We start from the raw sequence: 18,003 nt of genomic DNA, 5'->3' as shown, positions 1-18,003 counted from the left end.
GGCTGTTCACGGCCGGGCGCGGACACTGGAGCGACATGACCGCCAGCACTGGCACCCGCACGCTGACCGACACCGACTTCAAGGTCGCCGACCTCTCCCTGCACGGCTTCGGCCGCAAGGAGATCCAGCTCGCCGAGCACGAGATGCCCGGCCTCATGGCGCTGCGCGCCGAGTACGGCGACGAGCAGCCGCTGGCCGGCGCCCGCATCGCCGGCTCGCTGCACATGACGGTGCAGACCGCCGTCCTCATCGAGACGCTGACGGCGCTGGGCGCCGACGTCCGCTGGGTGAGCTGCAACATCTTCTCCACCCAGGACCACGCCGCCGCGGCGATCGTCGTCGGCGACGGCACCCCCGAGCAGCCCGCCGGCGTCCCCGTCTTCGCCTGGAAGGGCGAGACGCTGGAGGAGTACTGGTGGTGCACCCAGCGGCTGTTCGAGTTCCGTGACTCCTCCGGCGCGGTCGTCGGCCCGAACATGCTGCTCGACGACGGCGGTGACGCCACCCTGCTGATCCACCTGGGCACCCGGTTCGAGGCCGACGGCGTCGTCCCCGACACCACCGAGGCCGACTCCGAGGAGTACGGCGTGATCCTCGACGTGCTGCGCGGCACGCTCGCCCAGGACGGCGGGTACTGGACCCGCATCGGCGAGGGCATCACCGGCGTCACCGAGGAGACGACCACGGGCGTCATGCGGCTGTACGAGCTCGCCCGCGAGGGCCGGCTGCTCTTCCCGGCGATCAACGTCAACGACTCGGTGACCAAGAGCAAGTTCGACAACCTCTACGGCTGCCGGCACTCGCTGATCGACGGCATCAACCGCGCCACCGACGTCATGATCGGTGGCAAGGTCGCCGTCGTCTGCGGCTACGGCGACGTCGGCAAGGGCTGCGCGGAGTCCCTCCGCGGCCAGGGCGCCCGCGTGATCATCACCGAGATCGACCCGATCAACGCCCTCCAGGCGGCGATGCACGGCTACGAGGTGACCACGCTGGACGAGGTCATCGGCAAGGCCGACATCATCATCACCGCCACCGGCAACAAGGACATCATCTCGGCCGAGCAGCTCGCCTCGACCAAGCACCAGGCGATCATCGGCAACATCGGGCACTTCGACAACGAGATCGACATGGCCGGCCTGGCCCGCACGCCCGGCATCACCCGGACGACGATCAAGCCGCAGGTCGACGAGTGGCGGTTCGCCGACGGCCACACGATCATCGTGCTCTCCGAGGGCCGGCTGCTGAACCTCGGCAACGCCACCGGGCACCCCAGCTTCGTCATGAGCGCCTCGTTCTCCAACCAGGTCCTCGCCCAGATCGAGCTGTGGAACAACCGCGCCGCCTACGAGGGGCAGACCCCCGGCGTCACGGTGCTGCCGAAGAAGCTCGACGAGCACGTGGCGCGGCTGCACCTCGGCGCGCTGGGCGTGAAGCTCACCGAGCTGACCAAGGCGCAGGCCGACTACATCGGCGTCCCGGTCGAGGGTCCCTACAAGAGCGACCACTACCGCTACTGAGGAAGGCCCCCGTCCTCCTCGCCCCTCGCACGCTCGGGGCGAGCCTCTGGACGGGGCCGGCTGCCGGTGGCGCAACGCGGCCACCTGGGGCTCCTGGCCAGCCTCTCCGCCCCGCCCGGGGGATCTGCTCGGGCGGGGCGGAGCACTGTGGGGGGTGCGTCGCGCAGAATGGTCGCCGTGTCCCCCACCGCTCCGCAGAACGGACCCAGCCGCGGCCGTGTCCTGGTCGTCGACGACGACGCCGCCCTCGCCGAGATGCTCGGCATCGTGCTGCGACGCGAGGGGTACGAGCCGGCGTTCGTCTCCGACGGCAACCGCGCCGTCGGCGTCTTCCAGCAGACCCGGCCCGACCTGGTCCTGCTGGACCTGATGCTGCCCGGCCGCAACGGCCTGCAGATCTGCCAGGACATCCGGACGCAGTCGACCGTGCCGATCGTCATGCTCACCGCCAAGGGCGACACGATCGACGTCGTCCAGGGCCTGGAGGCCGGCGCCGACGACTACGTCACCAAGCCGTTCAAGCCCGTCGAGCTGGTGGCCCGCGTCCGCGCCCAGCTGCGTCGGGGTGAGACCGGGCAGGCGGAGAACCTCAGCATCGGCGACGTGCAGATCGACGTGCCCGCGCACCAGGTCACCCGGGACGGCGTGCCCATCGCGCTCACGCCGCTGGAGTTCGACCTGCTCGTGGCGCTGGCCCGCAAGCCGCGCCAGGTCTTCACCCGCGAGCTGCTGCTCGAGCAGGTCTGGGGCTACCGGCACGCCGCCGACACCCGCCTGGTCAACGTGCACGTGCAGCGCCTCCGGGCCAAGGTCGAGCGCGACGCCGAGAAGCCCGAGGTCGTCCTGACCGTGCGCGGGGTGGGTTACAAGGCGGGTCCCCCGTGAGCGGCACCGGGCGCGGAGGAACGGGACCGGGCGCCGGCCGGGTGACACTGGGGCGGTGACGGCCACCCGGACCCCACAGACGGACGCCGGGTCCCCGCAGCGCTCGGAGGAGACCGGTCGCGGTCCCCGCACGGGCGACCGGCTCGTGCGGGCGCGCAGCGGGCTGCGCCGGCGCGCCGGACGGGCCCGCCGACGGGCACGTGTGACCCTCCGGCAGCTGGCTACCCGGGGCGTGCACATCTGGCGGTCGTCGCTGCAGGTGCGCATCGGCGCGATCACCATGCTGCTGGCCGGCACGGTCGTGCTGATCGTGAGCATGGTGCTGTTCAGCCAGATCCGCGACCAGCTCCTCGACGTGAAGCGTCAGGCCGCCATCGACCAGGTGCAGGCCGGCGTCGTGTACGCCCAGAGCGAGGTGGCCGGCATCGCCACCGGCGACGCGGCCAGCGTCCGGGCCACCCTGGCCCGCACCGTGAACCAGCTGCTCGACCGGGGCGGCGCGGCCGGTGACTTCGACGTCGTCATGGTCTACCGCACCGGCGACCGGGACCGGCCGGCCACCAACCGCCGCCCGCTGTACACGGCGCTGCCCGAGGACCTGCGGGCCGCCGTCGACGCCGGCAGCCAGGCCTCCAAGTACGACATGGTCCCGGGCGCCTCCGGCGAGCCCCGGCCGAGCCTGCTGGTGGGGGCCCCGGTCACCGGAGACGCCACCGGCCCCGACCAGATCGAGCTGTACTACGTCTTTCCGCTCCAGCAGGAGCAGGAGAGCCTCTCGCTCATCCGCAGCACCGTGGTGATCAGCGGCGTCGCCCTCACACTCCTCGTCGTCGGCATCGGCGTGCTGGTCACCCGGCTCGTGGTGGACCCGGTGCGGCAGGCGGCCGGCACGGCCCAGCGGCTGGCCGAGGGACAGCTCGAGGAGCGCATGGCGGTCCGGGGTGAGGACGACCTGGCGCGGCTGGCGACGAGCTTCAACGCGATGGCCGACAGCCTGCAGCGCCAGATCACCCAGCTGGAGGGGCTCTCCCAGCTGCAGCAGCGGTTCACCTCCGACGTGTCCCACGAGTTGCGCACCCCGCTGACCACCGTGCAGATGGCCGCCGAGGTGCTGCACGAGGCGCGGGGCGACTTCCCCGCCCACGTCGCCCGCTCCGCGGAGCTGCTGCGAGCCGAGCTCGACCGGTTCGAGGCCCTGCTGACCGACCTGCTGGAGATCAGCCGGTACGACGCCGGCGCGGCCGTGCTGGACTCGGCGCCGACCGACATGGGGGCGCTGGTCGGCCGCGTCGTCGACGGGATGACCTCGCTCGCCCAGCGGCACGACTGCGAGCTGCAGGTCACCCGCCCGGCCGACGCGGTGCTGGCCGAGGTCGACGCCCGCCGGGTCGAGCGGATCCTGCGCAACCTCGTCGGCAACGCGATCGAGCACGGCTCGGGGCACCCGGTGGAGATCACCCTGGCGGCCAACCGCTCCGCTGCGGCGGTCACCGTCCGCGATCACGGGGTGGGCCTCAGCTCCGGCGAGGCCCAGCACGTGTTCGACCGGTTCTGGCGGGCGGACCCCTCCCGGGTGCGCACGGTCGGCGGCAGCGGGCTGGGGCTGTCGATCAGCCTCGAGGACGCCCGCCTGCACGGCGGGTGGCTGCAGGTGTGGGGCCAGCCCGGCGCCGGCGCGCAGTTCCGGCTCACCCTGCCGCTGGTGGCGGGTGCGGACCTGACCAGCTCGCCGCTCCCGCTGCGGCCGGTCAAGGTGCGCCGGCCGGGGGTGCCGCGGTGAGCCGGGGCAGGTCGCTCGCCCTCGCGGTGATCGCGGCCGTGCTGCCCCTGGCCTCGTGCTCCACGGTGCCGTCGAGCTCCCCGGTCGTCGAGATCACCCAGGCGCCGGCCCGGGTGGCGGAGGCGGTCGGCATCGAGCCACTGCCACCGGAGGCCGGTGCCAGTGCCGAGGAGATCGTGCGCGGCTTCATCGACGCCGCGGCCAGCGCGGTCCGCCGGCACCCCGTCGCCCGCCAGTACCTCGCGCCCGAGCCGGCCGAGAGCTGGACCGACGAGAGCGGGATCAGCGTCATCGGCACCGACTTCGCCGTGGTGACCACCGACGCCGGCGCCGTCACGGTGACCGCCAACCTGATCGGGACGGTGGATCCGCGCGGCGTGTTCACCGTGGCCGACCGGGGGCTGTTCACCCGCACGTTCAGCCTGCAGCAGGTCGACGGCGAGTGGCGGATCAGCGACCCGCCCGACGGTCTGATCATGCTGGAGCCGGACTTCCGCCGGCTCTACGACGGCGTCTCGGCGTACTTCCTCGACTGGACGGCGCAGCGCGTCGTCCCGGACCCGAGGTACTTCATCCGGGGCGGGTCCCAGCCCACGGCGCTGGTCGAGCGGCTGATCACCGGCCCGTCGGCTCCGCTGGCGGCCGGCGTCCGCAACCCGCTCAGCGGGGTGCAACTGGCCCGTGCGGTCGTCGTCGACGGGCAGACGGCGACCGTGGAGCTCACCGGCCTGCCGGCCGAGCCCTCACCGCTGCTTGCCGAGATCTGCGCGCAGCTGGTGTGGAACCTGACGCAGCTGGACCGCCCACGGATCAGCAACGTGGTCGTGCTGCTCGACGGCGAGCCGGTGACCCCGGGTGGGGTGCCGGTGCAGCAGACCGTCGAGCACTGGGCCTCCTTCGACCCGGATGCCGTGCCGGTCGACGGGGTGGGGCACTACATCGAGGCGGGGGCCCTGCGGACGGTCGCCGCCGGCGAACCCGTCCCGGGACCGGCGGGCACGGGGGTCTACGGGCTCAGCAGCGCGGCGATCGCCGCCGACTCGGCCAGCGGCCGGCTCTCCTTCCTGGCCGGCGTGCGCACCGACCCGGACGGCGCCACGCTCCTCGCCGGTCCCTACGGCGGGGAGCTCGCCCCGGTGCTGAGCGCCCGCACGCTGAGCGCCCCCACCGTCGCGGCCACCCGTACCGAGGCCTGGGTGGTGCGCGACGGCGCCGAGCTCGTCCGCGTGCCGGCCGGGGGGCCGCCGCAGCCGGTCGCCGCCCCCACCCTCGCCGGTCTGGGCCGGGCCGAGGTGCTGCAGCTCTCGCCGGACGGCGTCCGGGCCGCGGTGGTGGTCGACGGGCCGCAGGGTCGGCGGTTGCACGTGGGCACAGTGGTCCGCTCCGACGACGGCGCCGTGGTCCTGCGCGACCTGCGGAACGTGGCCCCGACGCTGGCCGGCGTCATCGACGTGGGCTGGCGGGACAGCGGCGACCTGCTGGTCCTGGCCGGGGACGAGGGGGAGGACCGCATCGTCCCGTACTCGGTGGGGGTCGACGGCTGGGGGCTGGCCCTCGTGCCGACGTCCGGCCTGCCCAGCCAGCCGACCTCGCTGGGCGTCGCGCCGCTGCGCCAGGCGCTGGTGAGCGCCGGTGACACCGTCTGGCAGCTGGTCGGTGGCACCTGGGTCACCCTGGTCCGCGGCGCCGAGCCGCTGCCGGGGACGGCGCCGTTCTACCCGCTCTGAGCAGGACGGGGGCGTCGTCCACAGGTGGAGGGCCCCCGGAAGGACCACGTCCACAGGTCTCCGCGTGCAGTGTCGGCGCAGGCGTAGGGCCGGGAGGCTGGCGCGGTGGTCCTCCCGGTGCTGGCGGCGCTCGCCGACCTGGTGCTGCCCGGCACCTGCGCGGGCTGCGGAGTGCCCGGACCGGTGCTGTGCACCGGCTGCGCCCGGTTGCTCGCCGCACCACGGCTCGCCCAGCCCCGGCGCTTTCCGCACGGCTTTCCGCCCACCGTCGCGGCCGGCGCCTACGCCGGGCCGGTCCGTCCGGTGGTCAACGCCTTCAAGGAGCAGGGGCGGGCGGAGCTGGCCGCGCCGCTGGGGACCGCGCTGGCGCTCGCCGTCGCCGCCGTCCGCCTGGGGGTCGGCGACGAGCCGCCGGTGCTGCTGGTGCCGGTGCCCGCCTCGCCCGCCGCCGTCCGCGCCCGTGGCCGGGACCACGTGCGGGAGCTGACCGCACGGGCGGTGGCCGAGCTGCGCGCCGCCGGCGTGATCGCCGCCGAGCGCCGGGCGCTGCGGCGCCGGGGCCGGATCCGTGACTCGGCGGGGCTCACCGTCGCCGAGCGGCGGGAGAACCTCGCCGGCACGTTCGCCCTCGACCCCGGCCGCGAGCCGGCGGCTGCGCTGCTGGTCCTGGTCGACGACGTGGTGACCACGGGCGCCACTCTCACCGAGGCGGCGGCGGTGCTCGCCGCCGGCGCCGGCCCGGCCGCGCCCCCGGTCGTCGCGGCGGTCGTGGCGGCCACTCCCCGGGAGCCGGGAGGCCCGGTCCGCGGCCGGAGCGGCCCGGGCGCGTACCGGTCCGGGACCGTCCTCCCGCACGACCTCGATCGACTGTCGGACCCCGGGAGGAGCGACTAGCGTCGAAGCGACCCAATCCCCGCTCCAACCGGGAGGTCTCATGGAGATCGTGGTCCGTGGTCGCAACGTCGAGGTGCCTGAGCACTACCGACAGCACGTCGAGGACAAGGTCGGTCAGCTGGAACGGTTCGACGCCAAGCTCTCCCGCATCGACGTGGAGCTGTTCCACGAGAAGAACCCCAGGCAGTCGGCCAGCTGCCAGCGGGTGGAGATCACCCTCCGCGGCAAGGGTCCCGTCGTCCGCGCCGAGGCGGCCGGCCCGGACTTCTACGCCGCCCTCGACCTGGCGTCGGCGAAGCTGGACAACCGGCTGCGCCGGGCGGCCGACCGCCGCCGGGTGCACCACGGTCGCCGGACCCCCGACAGCGTCCGCCTGACCGGCGCGGCGCTGGACGCAGGGCATCCCGAGCTGAGCATCGAGCAGCAGCTCGAGCTCGACCGCGAGCTCGCCTCCGGGCCGCACGTCACCGACCTGGACGAGCACCTGCCCGGGCGGGTGGTGCGGGAGAAGCACCATCCCGCGACGCCCATGACCGTCGACCAGGCCCTCCACGAGATGGAGCTGGTCGGCCATGACTTCTTCCTGTTCCAGTGCGCCGACACCGGCGTGCCGACCGTGGTCTACCGTCGGCACGCCTACGACTACGGTCTGATCCGGCTCGCCCCCGTGTCCCCGGACGGCGCCGCACCGGCCGGGCAGCCGGCGGCCACCTCGGCCGGCGTCTGACCGCGGGCGGGGGTGCGGCCGCCCGCCCCCCCGCCCGACCGCGGGTCGGCTCCCGGCGACCCCGCCGAACAGGACCGCGCCGCACGAGCCGGTCGGTGTGCACGGTCTCGGCGGTCAGGCCCACGGCGGCGAGGTCGAGCGTCACCGCCCGATGCTCACGCGTTGCCGAGGATGCGGTCGACCGTGATCGCGAGGACCACCCGCGCCGGGTTCTCCCGGGGCTGGCGGTACCGGGCCGCGTAGCGCGCGACGGCGTCGGCGACCGAGGCGGCGTCCTCCCGCACCACCGCCGTTCCCTCCAGGGTGACCCAGCGCCGGCCGTCGACCTGGCAGACGGCGACGCGGCCCTGCCCGTCCCGCACGTGGCGCGCCTTCGCGGAGTCACCGGAGGTGATCACCCGCGCCGTCCTCGTCGCGGCGTCGTAGGTGACGCCCACCGGTACGACGTGCGGGGTGCCGTCGCGCCGCAGCGTGGTCAGCGTCGCCAGGTGGCGCTCGGTGAGGAAGGCGAGCAGGCCGGGGCCGAGGTCGTCCAGGTCGTGCGGCACGGGTGCAGGTTAAGTCGGACGCCGGACGCCGGACGGTGCACCCGGCGCGATCCCACCGGTACCCGGAGCGCGCAGCGGCCCCTCCGGGGCATCGGGGGAGGTGCCCCCGCGTCGCGGACCACCCTGCTGGCGTCGCCGCCTACGCTGGGGGCGTGGTGTTCTCGAAGATCCTCCGTGCCGGTGAGGGCAAGCTCGTCCGACGGCTGGGCAGAATCGCTGATGCGGTCGAGTCGCTCGCCGACGACTACACGGACCTCTCCGACGCGGAGCTCCGCGCGAAGACCGATGAGTTCAAGGCACGGTACGCCGACGGGGAGTCCCTCGACGCCCTGCTCCCGGAGGCCTTCGCGGTGGTCCGCGAGGCGGCCACCCGGACCCTCGGGCAGCGCCACTTCCGCGTCCAGCTCATGGGCGGGGCCGCCCTGCACCTGGGCAACATCGCCGAGATGCGCACCGGTGAGGGCAAGACGCTGACCGGCGTCCTGCCGGCCTACCTCAACGCGCTGACCGGCGAGGGCGTGCACGTCGTCACGGTCAACGACTACCTGGCCAAGCGCGACGCCGAGTGGATGGGCCGAGTGCACCGGTTCATGGGGTTGTCGGTCGGCACGATCCTGTCCGGGCAGGCGCCCTCGGTGCGGCGCGAGCAGTACGCCGCCGACATCACCTACGGCACGAACAACGAGTTCGGTTTCGACTACCTGCGCGACAACATGGCGTGGAGCAAGGCCGACCTCGTGCAGCGCGGGCACCACTACGCGATCGTGGACGAGGTCGACTCCATCCTCATCGACGAGGCCCGCACCCCGCTGATCATCAGCGGACCGGCCGAGACCAGCGCCAAGTGGTACGGGGAGTTCGCCCGGCTGGTGCCGATGATGAAGCGCGACGTCCACTACGAGGTGGAGGAGGACAAGCGCACCGTCGCCGTCACCGAGGAGGGCGTGGAGTTCGTCGAGGACCAGCTCGGCATCGACAACCTCTACGAGGCGGCCAACACACCGCTGATCAGCTACCTGAACAACGCCCTCAAGGCCAAGGAGCTGTTCAAGAAGGACCAGCAGTACATCGTCAGCAACGGCGAGGTGCTGATCGTCGACGAGTTCACCGGCCGCGTGCTGGCCGGTCGCCGCTACAACGAGGGCATGCACCAGGCCATCGAGGCCAAGGAGAAGGTGAAGATCAAGGACGAGAACCAGACGCTCGCCACGATCACCCTCCAGAACTACTTCCGGCTCTACGACAAGCTCTCGGGGATGACCGGGACCGCCCAGACCGAGGCGGCGGAGCTCAACCAGACCTACTCGCTGGGTGTCGTGCCGATCCCGACCAACCGGCCGATGGTCCGGCAGGACAGGTCCGACGTCATCTACAAGACGGAGAAGGCGAAGTTCGACGCCGTCGTCGACGACATCGCCGAGCGGCACGAGGCCGGCCAGCCGGTGCTGGTGGGCACGGCCAGCGTCGAGAAGTCCGAGGTGCTGGCCAAGTACCTGCTCCGGCGGGGCGTCCCGCACGAGGTGCTCAACGCCAAGAACCACGCCCGGGAGGCGTCGATCATCGCCCGGGCCGGCCGGCCGGGGGCGGTCACCGTCGCCACCAACATGGCCGGTCGCGGCACCGACATCCAGCTCGGCGGCAACGCCGAGTTCATCGCCGACGAGGTGCTGCGCGCCCGGGGCCTGACGCCGACGGAGACCCCGGAGGAGTACGAGGCCGCCTGGGACGAGGCGCTCGAGGCGGCGAAGGCGCAGGTCAAGGCGGAGCACGAGGAGGTCGCCGAGGCCGGCGGCCTGTACGTGCTGGGCACCGAGCGGCATGAGAGCCGCCGGATCGACAACCAGCTGCGCGGCCGCTCCGGCCGGCAGGGCGACCCGGGGGAGTCGCGGTTCTACCTCTCCCTCGGGGACGACCTGATGCGCCGGTTCAACGGGCCGATGCTCGAGTCGATGATGAACACGCTGCGAGTGCCCGACGACCAGCCGATCGAGTCGAAGATGGTCAGCCGGGCGATCCTCTCGGCGCAGACCCAGGTCGAGCAGCAGAACTTCGAGGTCCGCAAGAACGTCCTCAAGTACGACGAGGTGCTCAACCGGCAGCGCACCGTCATCTACGACGAGCGCCGCAGGGTGCTCGACGGCGCCGACCTGCACGAGCAGGTCGCCACGATGGTCGACGACGTCATCAGCGCCTACGTGGACGGTGCGACCGAGACCGGGTACGCCGAGGACTGGGACCTCGACCAGCTCTGGACCGGCCTCAAGGCGCTGTACCCGGTCGGTCTCACCATCGACGAGCTGATCGAGCAGAAGGCCGGCGGCGAGCAGTCCGACCTCTCCGCCGAGGACCTCAAGCAGACGATGCTCGACGACGTGCGCCGCGCCTACGAGGAGCGCGAGGCCGCGCTGGGCTCGGAGGTCATGCGCGAGCTCGAGCGGCGGGTGCTCCTGAGCGTGCTGGACCGCAAGTGGCGCGAGCACCTCTACGAGATGGACTACCTGCGGGCCGGCATCCACCTGCGTGCGATGGCCAACCGCGACCCGGTCGTGGAGTACCAACGCGAGGGCTACGACATGTTCGTGGCGATGCTCGACGGCATCAAGGAGGAGTCGGTCGGCTTCCTGTTCAACCTCGAGGTGAAGACCAAGGAGGAGCAGGAGGCCGAGACCAAGGCCAAGCAGGCCGAGGCCGAGGCCAAGGCGCTCGCCGCGGCCCAGGCCGGCACGGCGAAGGTGCTGGCCCGTCAGGCGACGGCGACCAAGGCGGCTGCCGGCACCGCGGCCGCCGCGACGGCCCGCCGCTCGTCGACGCCCCCGGCTGCCCCGGCTGCGTCCCCGGCTGCCCCGGCGGCTGCTCCGACAGCGACCGCCTCGGCGGCTGCTCCGGCGGCGACCGCCCCGGCGGACGGGTCCGCGGCCGACGAGGCGTCCTCCTCGGGCACCGGTTCGACCCTCGCCGTCAAGGGCCTCGATCAGCCGCGCCCCCAGGAGAACCTGACCTACTCGGCGCCCAGCCTCGACGCCTCCCCGGCCGAGGGTGGACGGGCGAAGGCCGCCAAGACCGCGACTGTCTCCGGCACCAAGGAGACGCCGCGCAACGCACCCTGCCCGTGCGGATCGGGCCGCAAGTACAAGCAGTGCCACGGCGCGGCTGGCGGCGGCTGAGGGATCGACCCGGCCGCCGCCGGGCCGGAGCGATGACGCCCCGCCGACCGACCGGTCGATGGGGCGTCGTGCTGCGTGGCCGGTGTGCCCGGGGACTCAGCCGATCTGCAGGGCCGTGCACCGCCAGTGCCCGTCGATGCCCTCCAACCGTGCCGCGACGGCGTGCGCGCGCCCGCCGCGGTGGGCGACGGCGCTGATCTCCGCGACCCCGTCCACCGGCTCGCACACCCGCACCCGGCCGATCACCAGCGGGGCGTTCCCCTCGGCGCACCACCGCGGCCGGCGGCCGGCGGACAGGGCCGCGTAGACCCCGGCCGTGGTGAGGGGGCGCACCTGGGCGAGGGGCCGCCGCCCGACCAGGGCCTCCAGCGCGGTGGTCACGAGCCGCCGGGCCGCCTCGGTTGCCAGCGGGAGCTCGGCCCGGCTCGACAGGACCGGCCCGAACTCGTCGCGGGGGGTGGCGGTCGACAGCAGCCGCGGGCGCGGGCCGGGCCGCGGGACCGCGGAGGGGATCGGCCGCCCGAGGTCCACCAGGCGCAGGGCCGGCCGCGGCTCCAGGGGCGGCTGCGGCGTGGGGACGACGGTGAGGCGGATGGCAGGGCGCCCGGCGGGCGCGACGGTGCGGGACGGTGCGGTCATCGGGGCTCCCGGTACTGGCGGTCGGTGGGGGGACAGGTGGGTCACGGCTGGAGGGGAGGGCGCAGCACCTGGCCGGGCAGCAGCCGGTCGGGATCGGGCCCGATCACGTCGGCGTTGGCCGCCCACCACGCCTGGACGGCCCTGGTCACCTCGGCGGCGGAGGGTGCGCGACTGGAGTCCGCCGCCAGGCGGCGCTCGGCGATCTCCCAGAGGCAGTCGCCCCGGACGACGACGTGCTCGCCGGCCGCGGGTACGCCGGGCCAGTCGGGGACGACGTCCCCGTCGCGGTGGTCGTCGTCCGTCGCCGCTGTGGCCGACGGGGGAACCGGCCAGTCGGGTGCGGGGCTCCCCGTCGCCGAGGTGGTGGGCGGGACGTCGGCCGAGGCTGCGGCCGGCGTCGCGGCGAGCACGGTCACCGCCGCTCCCAGGACGGGTGGGGCGATCCCGAGGCCGATACCCAGGGCGAGCGCGGCGGCCCGGCGGGCGCCGCGTGGGAGCAGCGCCCTGAGGGCCCCGTCGGCGACCGTGCCGGCCGCACCCGGTACCGCGGACAGCGCGGTCAGCAGCAGTCCGAGCGACCCCCAGGCCCACACCAGCCAGGCCAGCAGCCCGACGACGTGCAGGACCAGGACGTCGGCGCCGGCTGCGTCAGCCGTGCGCTGGGCCGCCCCGACGGTGGAGAAGGACTCGGGCAGGGCGGGGGTCAGCACCGCCAGCGCAGCAGCGGTGCCGGCCATGCCCAGCGCCGTCCCGACCAGGCGTCGTGCTGACATCCATGCCTCCTCCGCGTCGACGGAGGATCACTAAAGCAATCAAACGCGATCAAACGCAAGCGAACGGCGGCATCTACGCTGTCGGCGGAGGTGAGGGCATGCGATGGCAGCAGCTCTTCGCGGACCTGCAGGTGCAGTTCGAGGCTGCGGCGGAGGCGGAGTCGAGGGCGGAGTGGGCTTCGCGCGCCCGCGCGGAGATGGGGGCGGTCCGGCTGGTCGACCGCCTGGGCGGATCGATCGGTGCGGAGCTCGTGCTGACCTGTCGAGGGGCGGGCCGCGTCAGCGGCGTGCTCACCGACCTCGGGGTCGACTGGCTGCTGCTCGCCGGTGAACGTGGACGTGAGGAGCTCGTGGCGATGGGCACGGTGCGAGCGGTCGCCGGGCTGGGCCGGTGGACCGCGCCCGAGCGGGAGGACGGCGCGGTGCGGGCACGGCTGGACCTCCGTCGTGCGCTGCGCGGGCTCGCGCGCGACCGCAGCGCCGTCCAGGTCCTGCTCGACGACGGCGCAGTGCTGACCGGCACGATCGACCGGGTGGGCGCCGACCACGTCGAGCTCGCCGAGCACCACGCGGACCAGCCGCGCCGGCCGGCAGCGGTGCGACAGGTGCAGGCGGTGGTCATCGACGCCGTGGCGGTGGTCCGGACCCTCGTGCCCGGCTGGGACTGAACGGTCAGACGCGCTGTTCGGAAGCCTCCGCCGTCGCGTCGCCGGTGGCCGGCGCGGGCTCCGGTGGGACGACGCCGGCGCGGGCCTCGGCGTACTTCCGCTGGATGAACCGCTCCAGCTCGTCCACCTCGATGCGCCACTGTCCGCGCCCACCGATCTGGATGGCGATCAGCTCCTTGCGGCGGACCAGCGCGTAGGCCTGCGACCAGGAGACGTTGAGGATCTCCGCGACGTCGTCGAGGGTCAGGAAGCGGGGTGTGGGCATCGGCGTCTCCCTCCGTTCGCGGACCAGTCTGTCAGCCGTGCCGGTGGTCCGGAGCGCTGTCCACACACGAACGTGTGGATGACCGATGCACGAGGACGTCATCCTGTCGCATCATCTGCGTCCGAACGCCGGCAACGGTCCGCAACCGCGGGCCGGTGTGCCGAACCCGGCGCCCGGCGTGCTGGCAGAGATGAGGTGGCGTGACCGCCGTGCGCAACCCGGGCACCGTCCCGGAGACCACCGAGCTGCCGGCCGGCCCCACCCCGCGGCGGGTCGGGGCCCCGGGCTGGCTGGACCTGCGGCTGGTGCTGGGCGTCCTGCTCGTCCTCGCCTCGGTCCTGCTCGGCGCACGGGTGGTGAGCGCCGCGGACGCGACGGTGCCGGTCTGGAGCGCCGCGGACGACCTCGCGGCCGGCACGCAGATCACCGCCGACGACCTCGTGGTGGTCGACGTCCGCCTCGACGGGACGGCGGAGGCGTATCTGTCGGGGAGCACCCGGCCGGAGGGGCGCACGCTCGCCCGGGGCGTGCGGGCCGGGGAGCTCCTGCCCCGCTCGGCGCTCGAGGAGCCGTCGGAGCTGGTGCAGCTGGCGGTGCCGGTCCAGGCCGGCTACGTGCCGCCGGGGCTCCGGCGGGGACAGGTGGTCGACGTCTACGCCGTGGCCGATCCCGCAGCCGGCGCCTCGGGTGCCGCCGTCGGCAGCGTCACCCTGGTCGTCGGCGCAGCTCCCGTGCAGGCGCTGTCGGGGGCATCCGACGGCGTCCTGTCCACCCCGACGACGACCGTGCAGGTCGTGATCAGCGTGGCTGCCGGCGAAGCGGCCGACGTGCTCGCATCGATCGCCGGTCGGCCGCTCGTGGTCGTCGCCCATGCCGCCGGAGCGGACGCGGCGGAGCGGCCGGCGTCCCCGACCCGGACCACCACCCCCGCCACGCTCGCGCCGGCACCGGAGGGCGTGCCCGCGCCGGCGGGACCGGCCGGCTGATGACGCTGCAGGTCTTCACCGCCGTCACCGGCGCGGGCTGGGAGTCGGAACTGGTCGGCGCCCTGGACCGGGACGATCACGGGGTCACCGTCGTCCGTCGCTGCGTCGACGTCTCCGACCTGCTGGCCGCCGCGGCGACCGGCACCGGGCAGGCGGCCCTGCTGTCCGCGGAGCTGCGCCGCCTCGACGGAGACGCCGTGGCCCGGCTGCACGCAGCCGGCGTCGCGGTCGTGGGGCTGGTCGAGCCGGGCGACGAGCCGACGGGGCTGCGGCTGCGCCAACTCGGGGTCGCCCATGTGCTGCCGGCCGACGCCGATCCGGAGGTCATCGCCCGCGCGCTGCGCGACGCCGTAGCCGGCGTCCCGGCCGCGGGCCACGACGTCGCCGATCCGCGCGCGGCCCTGCCGCTGCCCGGGACGCCGGTCCAGCCCGAGCCGCCGACCGGCGGCCGGGGTCGGGTGGTGGCCGTGTGGGGCCCGACCGGTGCACCCGGCCGCACCACCGTCGCGGTCGGGCTCGCCGACGAGGCCGCCCGGCTGGGAACCTCGTCGCTGCTCGTGGACGCCGACGTCTACGGCGGGGTGGTCGCCCAGGTGCTGGGGCTGCTCGACGAGTCGCCCGGGCTCGCGGGTGCGGCCCGGCAGGCGGGGACCGGAGTGCTGGACGGTCCGTCGCTGGTCGCGCTGACGTGGGCGGTGCGCCCGCAGCTGCAGGTGCTGACCGGTCCGGCCCGAGCGGACCGCTGGCCCGAGTTGCGGCCGGGCGCGGTCGGCACGGTGTTGGAGGAGGCCCGCCGGGTAGCGGAGCTGACCGTGGTCGACTGCGCGTTCAGCGTGGAGGACGACGAGGAGCTCTCGTTCGACACCGCCGCCCCGCGCCGCAACGGCGCCACCCTCGCCGTGCTCGAGCACGCCGACACCGTGCTGTGCGTCTCCGGCGCCGACCCCGTGGCACTCCAGCGGTGCGTGCGTGCGCTGGACCAGCTGCGCGACGTCCTCCCGGGGGTGGAGCCCGAGCTGGTGGTCAACCAGCTGCGCCGGGGGCCCGTGCCCGGCGATCCGCGCCGGGAGATCGGGAACGCGCTCGAGCGCTTCACCGGCCGGCGGCCGCGGTGGTTCCTCCCGGCGGACCGGCGGGCGATCGACGCCGCCCTGGCGGCCGGCCGCACCCTCGCCGAGGTCGCCCCGGGCTCGGCCCTGCGCACGGAGCTGCGCACCCTGGCTGCCGAGCTGGCCGGCGCCGGCGTCCCCGCTGCCGGCCGGCGCGGGCCCTGGCGGAGCCGCCGGGCCGGCTGAGCGCCCGACTGTCCGACATCCCCTCCGCCGTCGTAGCGTGAGGTCCCGGCCCGTGAGGAGAACGATGGTCGAGCGGCTGAGCACCCTGGAGGCCTCGTTCCTCTACCTGGAGGGACCGGGCACGCCCATGCACGTCGGCGGGGTGCTGATCCTCGAGGAGCCTCCCGGCGGTGTGGACGCGCTGGCGGTGCTGATCGAGGGGCGGCTGTCCCTGGTGCCGCGGTACCGGCAGCGGGTCGCGGAGATCCCCGGCCACCTGGGGAACCCGGTGTGGGTCGACGACCCGGACTTCGCCCTCGACTACCACCTGCGGCGCTCCGGGCTCCCCCGGCCGGGCACGGAGGAGCAGCTGCTGGACCTGGTCTCCCGGCTGACCTCCCGGCCGCTGGACCGCTCGCGCCCGCTCTGGGAGGCGTACCTGGTCGAGGGGCTCAGCGGGAACCGGGTCGCGGTGATCACCAAGACCCACCCTGCCCTCGTCGACGGGCTCGGGGCCGTCGACATCGGTCAGGTGCTGCTCGACGTCTCCCCGGACGCGCCGGCACCCGGTCCGGTGGAGTGGCGGCCGCGGCGGCCGCCCTCGGGCGTGCAGCTGGTGTGGTCGGCCCTCGAGGACTACCGGCAGCGGCCGTCGTCACTGGTCGGGCTGGCGCGCTCGGCCGTGACCGACGCCCGCGCCACCGCCGTCCGCATCGGCGGCGTGGCCGGCGGGCTGGTGCGGACCGCGCGCTCGGCGATCCTCCCGGCTCCGCACAGCCCGCTCAACGCCCCCATCGGCCGGCAACGCCGGGTCGCGGTCGCCTGCGCCGACCTCGACGACCTCAAGCGGGTGCGCAAGGCGCACGGCGGGACGGTGAACGACGTGCTGCTGACCGTCGTCGCCGGTGCGCTGCGGGAGTGGCTGCTGTCCCGCGGCGAGCCCGTGGTCGGGGGCACGTCGGTGCGCGCCCTCGTCCCGGTGTCGGTGCAGGACGAGGACGGGTCGGCCGGCAACCAGGTGTCCTCCCACCTGGTGGACCTGCCCGTCGGCGAGCCCAACCCGCGCGTCCGGCTCGCTCGGCTCACGTACGCCATGCGCGGGGTCACCCAGCACGGGAAGTCGGTCGGCGCCGACAGCCTCATCGCGCTCAGCGGGTTCGCCCCCTCAACGCTGCACGCGCTCGGCGCCCGCGCCGCGCGGGGGCTCTCCCGGCGGCTGTTCAACCTCGTGGTCACCAACGTGCCCGGCCCGCAGGTGCCGCTGTACGCGGCCGGCGGCCGCATGCTCGAGGTGTTCCCGGTGGTGCCGCTGGCCCGGGGGCAGGGGTTGTCGATCGGCATGACGTCATACGACGGCAGGGTCTTCTTCGGCCTGAACGCCGACCGGGACAGCGTCGGGGACGTCGAGGTGCTCGCGGACCTCATCGAGCAGCAGGTCGCGGAGCTGGTCGAGACCTCGGTCTGAGCCGGCGTCCGGGCGGGCGGCTACGGTCGTCCTTCCATCGACGAAGGAGGTCAGCCGGGTGCGCGTCTACCTGCCGGCGACGACGACCGTGCTGCGGACGCTCGTGGACGAGGGGCGGCTGCCCGCTCCGCAGACCGTCTTCGCGGTCACGCCGCAGCTGCGTGAGTTCTACGCGCTCAGCGACGCCGGGGCCGACACCGAGGAGCTGGAATACGCCGCGCTGCTCGCGGCGGCGCGGGCGAGCCTTCGGCTGCTCGACCTGGACCCCTTCGCCGCACGCCGTCGGGTGGTGCTGGCCGCCGACGTGCCCGACGGCGCGGTGACGGCCATGGACGACCCGCACGTCGAGCGGGGCGCCGCCCGGGTGCAGCACGAGATCGGCCTCGCCGACGTCGCCAGCGCGCACATCGACGCCGCCGAGGCCGAGGAGGACGTGCGGGCCGCGGTGGAGGTCGTGCTCGAGGCCGACCTCGGCAGCGACGACGCGCAGTTCGTCGTCGACCAGGCCGAGGGGCACGAGCTGGGCTGGTACGCGACGCAGGAGATCGGTCCCGCGCTCGAGCTCCTCTGAGCCGGCCGTAGGATCACCACCCGTCCAGACGGGTCACCGGTGCGTCGTCGCGGGCGCCCGCTCCGGTGGGCCCGTGCGCTGCCGCCGACCCGCACGAGCGTCGACGTCGGGAGCCAG

Annotated in this window: 16 protein-coding genes; 12 read left to right on the top strand and 4 right to left on the bottom strand. The window is 74.4% G+C overall.

The annotated features are described in order from the left end of the window. Window positions 1-35 precede the first annotated feature (35 nt). The 6 genes from ahcY to raiA all read left to right on the top strand — a co-directional run bounded on the left by ahcY (window position 36) and on the right by raiA (window position 7,533). Complete coding sequence (gene ahcY, locus ABC795_RS14325) at window positions 36-1,520, top strand: adenosylhomocysteinase (protein ID WP_347057860.1); 1,485 nt, start codon at window positions 36-38, stop codon at window positions 1,518-1,520. Window positions 1,521-1,688: 168 nt separating this feature from the next. After that, on the top strand, window positions 1,689-2,405 hold the full coding sequence (gene mtrA / locus ABC795_RS14320) for an MtrAB system response regulator MtrA (protein ID WP_347057859.1): 717 nt from the start codon (window positions 1,689-1,691) through the stop codon (window positions 2,403-2,405). A gap of 202 nt (window positions 2,406-2,607) precedes the next feature. Beyond that, window positions 2,608-4,185, top strand: coding sequence for an MtrAB system histidine kinase MtrB (gene mtrB, locus ABC795_RS14315; protein ID WP_347057858.1), 1,578 nt, complete (start codon window positions 2,608-2,610; stop codon window positions 4,183-4,185). After that, window positions 4,182-5,912, top strand: coding sequence for an LpqB family beta-propeller domain-containing protein (locus tag ABC795_RS14310; RefSeq protein WP_347057857.1), 1,731 nt, complete (start codon window positions 4,182-4,184; stop codon window positions 5,910-5,912). Before mtrB ends, ABC795_RS14310 begins: the two co-directional genes overlap by 4 nt. A gap of 105 nt (window positions 5,913-6,017) precedes the next feature. After that, entirely contained in the window at window positions 6,018-6,806 is a 789-nt protein-coding gene (locus ABC795_RS14305) for a ComF family protein (RefSeq protein ID WP_347057856.1), read from the top strand. 40 nt (window positions 6,807-6,846) lie between these two features. Next, window positions 6,847-7,533, top strand: coding sequence for a ribosome-associated translation inhibitor RaiA (gene raiA, locus ABC795_RS14300; protein ID WP_347057855.1), 687 nt, complete (start codon window positions 6,847-6,849; stop codon window positions 7,531-7,533). Between the two features lie 155 nt (window positions 7,534-7,688). Here raiA and ABC795_RS14295 read toward each other — a convergent pair whose 3' ends face one another. After that, window positions 7,689-8,081, bottom strand: a complete 393-nt coding sequence (locus ABC795_RS14295; RefSeq protein ID WP_347057854.1) for a TIGR03618 family F420-dependent PPOX class oxidoreductase — start codon at window positions 8,079-8,081, stop codon at window positions 7,689-7,691. A 152-nt stretch (window positions 8,082-8,233) separates the two neighbouring features. Here ABC795_RS14295 and secA point away from each other — a divergent pair, with 152 nt between their 5' ends. Then, a complete protein-coding gene (gene secA, locus ABC795_RS14290) occupies window positions 8,234-11,245 on the top strand; it encodes a preprotein translocase subunit SecA (RefSeq protein ID WP_347057853.1) in 3,012 nt (1,003 codons plus the stop codon). Window positions 11,246-11,341: 96 nt separating this feature from the next. On the opposite strand, the gene ABC795_RS14285 is transcribed toward secA, so the two are convergent. Continuing rightward, window positions 11,342-11,884 (bottom strand): Rv3235 family protein, encoded by a 543-nt coding sequence (locus tag ABC795_RS14285; protein WP_347057852.1) that lies wholly within the window; start codon window positions 11,882-11,884, stop codon window positions 11,342-11,344. Between the two features lie 41 nt (window positions 11,885-11,925). Further along, window positions 11,926-12,657 carry a hypothetical protein gene (locus ABC795_RS14280; RefSeq protein ID WP_347057851.1) on the bottom strand — a complete coding sequence of 244 codons (732 nt, stop codon included), beginning with the start codon at window positions 12,655-12,657 and terminating at the stop codon, window positions 11,926-11,928. A gap of 98 nt (window positions 12,658-12,755) precedes the next feature. On the opposite strand from ABC795_RS14280, the gene ABC795_RS14275 reads away from it, so the two are divergent. Then, window positions 12,756-13,325, top strand: coding sequence for a hypothetical protein (locus tag ABC795_RS14275; RefSeq protein ID WP_347057850.1), 570 nt, complete (start codon window positions 12,756-12,758; stop codon window positions 13,323-13,325). 4 nt (window positions 13,326-13,329) lie between these two features. On the opposite strand, the gene ABC795_RS14270 is transcribed toward ABC795_RS14275, so the two are convergent. Further along, the gene (locus tag ABC795_RS14270; RefSeq protein WP_347057849.1) at window positions 13,330-13,590 is read right to left on the bottom strand and encodes a helix-turn-helix domain-containing protein; all 261 of its coding nucleotides are present in this window, start codon (window positions 13,588-13,590) and stop codon (window positions 13,330-13,332) included. Between the two features lie 200 nt (window positions 13,591-13,790). Here ABC795_RS14270 and ABC795_RS14265 point away from each other — a divergent pair, with 200 nt between their 5' ends. The 4 genes from ABC795_RS14265 (at window position 13,791) to ABC795_RS14250 (ending at window position 17,886) form a co-directional block, all read left to right on the top strand. Then, window positions 13,791-14,576 carry an SAF domain-containing protein gene (locus tag ABC795_RS14265; RefSeq protein WP_347057848.1) on the top strand — a complete coding sequence of 262 codons (786 nt, stop codon included), beginning with the start codon at window positions 13,791-13,793 and terminating at the stop codon, window positions 14,574-14,576. After that, window positions 14,576-15,871, top strand: a complete 1,296-nt coding sequence (locus ABC795_RS14260; protein ID WP_347057847.1) for a chromosome partitioning protein — start codon at window positions 14,576-14,578, stop codon at window positions 15,869-15,871. The genes ABC795_RS14265 and ABC795_RS14260 overlap by 1 nt, the downstream gene beginning before the upstream one ends. Before the next feature lie 64 nt (window positions 15,872-15,935). Beyond that, the gene (locus ABC795_RS14255; protein ID WP_347057846.1) at window positions 15,936-17,315 is read left to right on the top strand and encodes a wax ester/triacylglycerol synthase family O-acyltransferase; all 1,380 of its coding nucleotides are present in this window, start codon (window positions 15,936-15,938) and stop codon (window positions 17,313-17,315) included. A gap of 58 nt (window positions 17,316-17,373) precedes the next feature. Continuing rightward, complete coding sequence (locus ABC795_RS14250; protein ID WP_347057845.1) at window positions 17,374-17,886, top strand: hypothetical protein; 513 nt, start codon at window positions 17,374-17,376, stop codon at window positions 17,884-17,886. Window positions 17,887-18,003 lie beyond the last annotated feature (117 nt).

The organism is Blastococcus sp. HT6-30, assembly GCF_039729015.1.
Lineage (GTDB): Bacteria > Actinomycetota > Actinomycetes > Mycobacteriales > Geodermatophilaceae > Blastococcus.
Note: the sequence above shows the minus strand (reverse complement) of the source record. Positions and strands in the feature narration are given on the sequence as shown.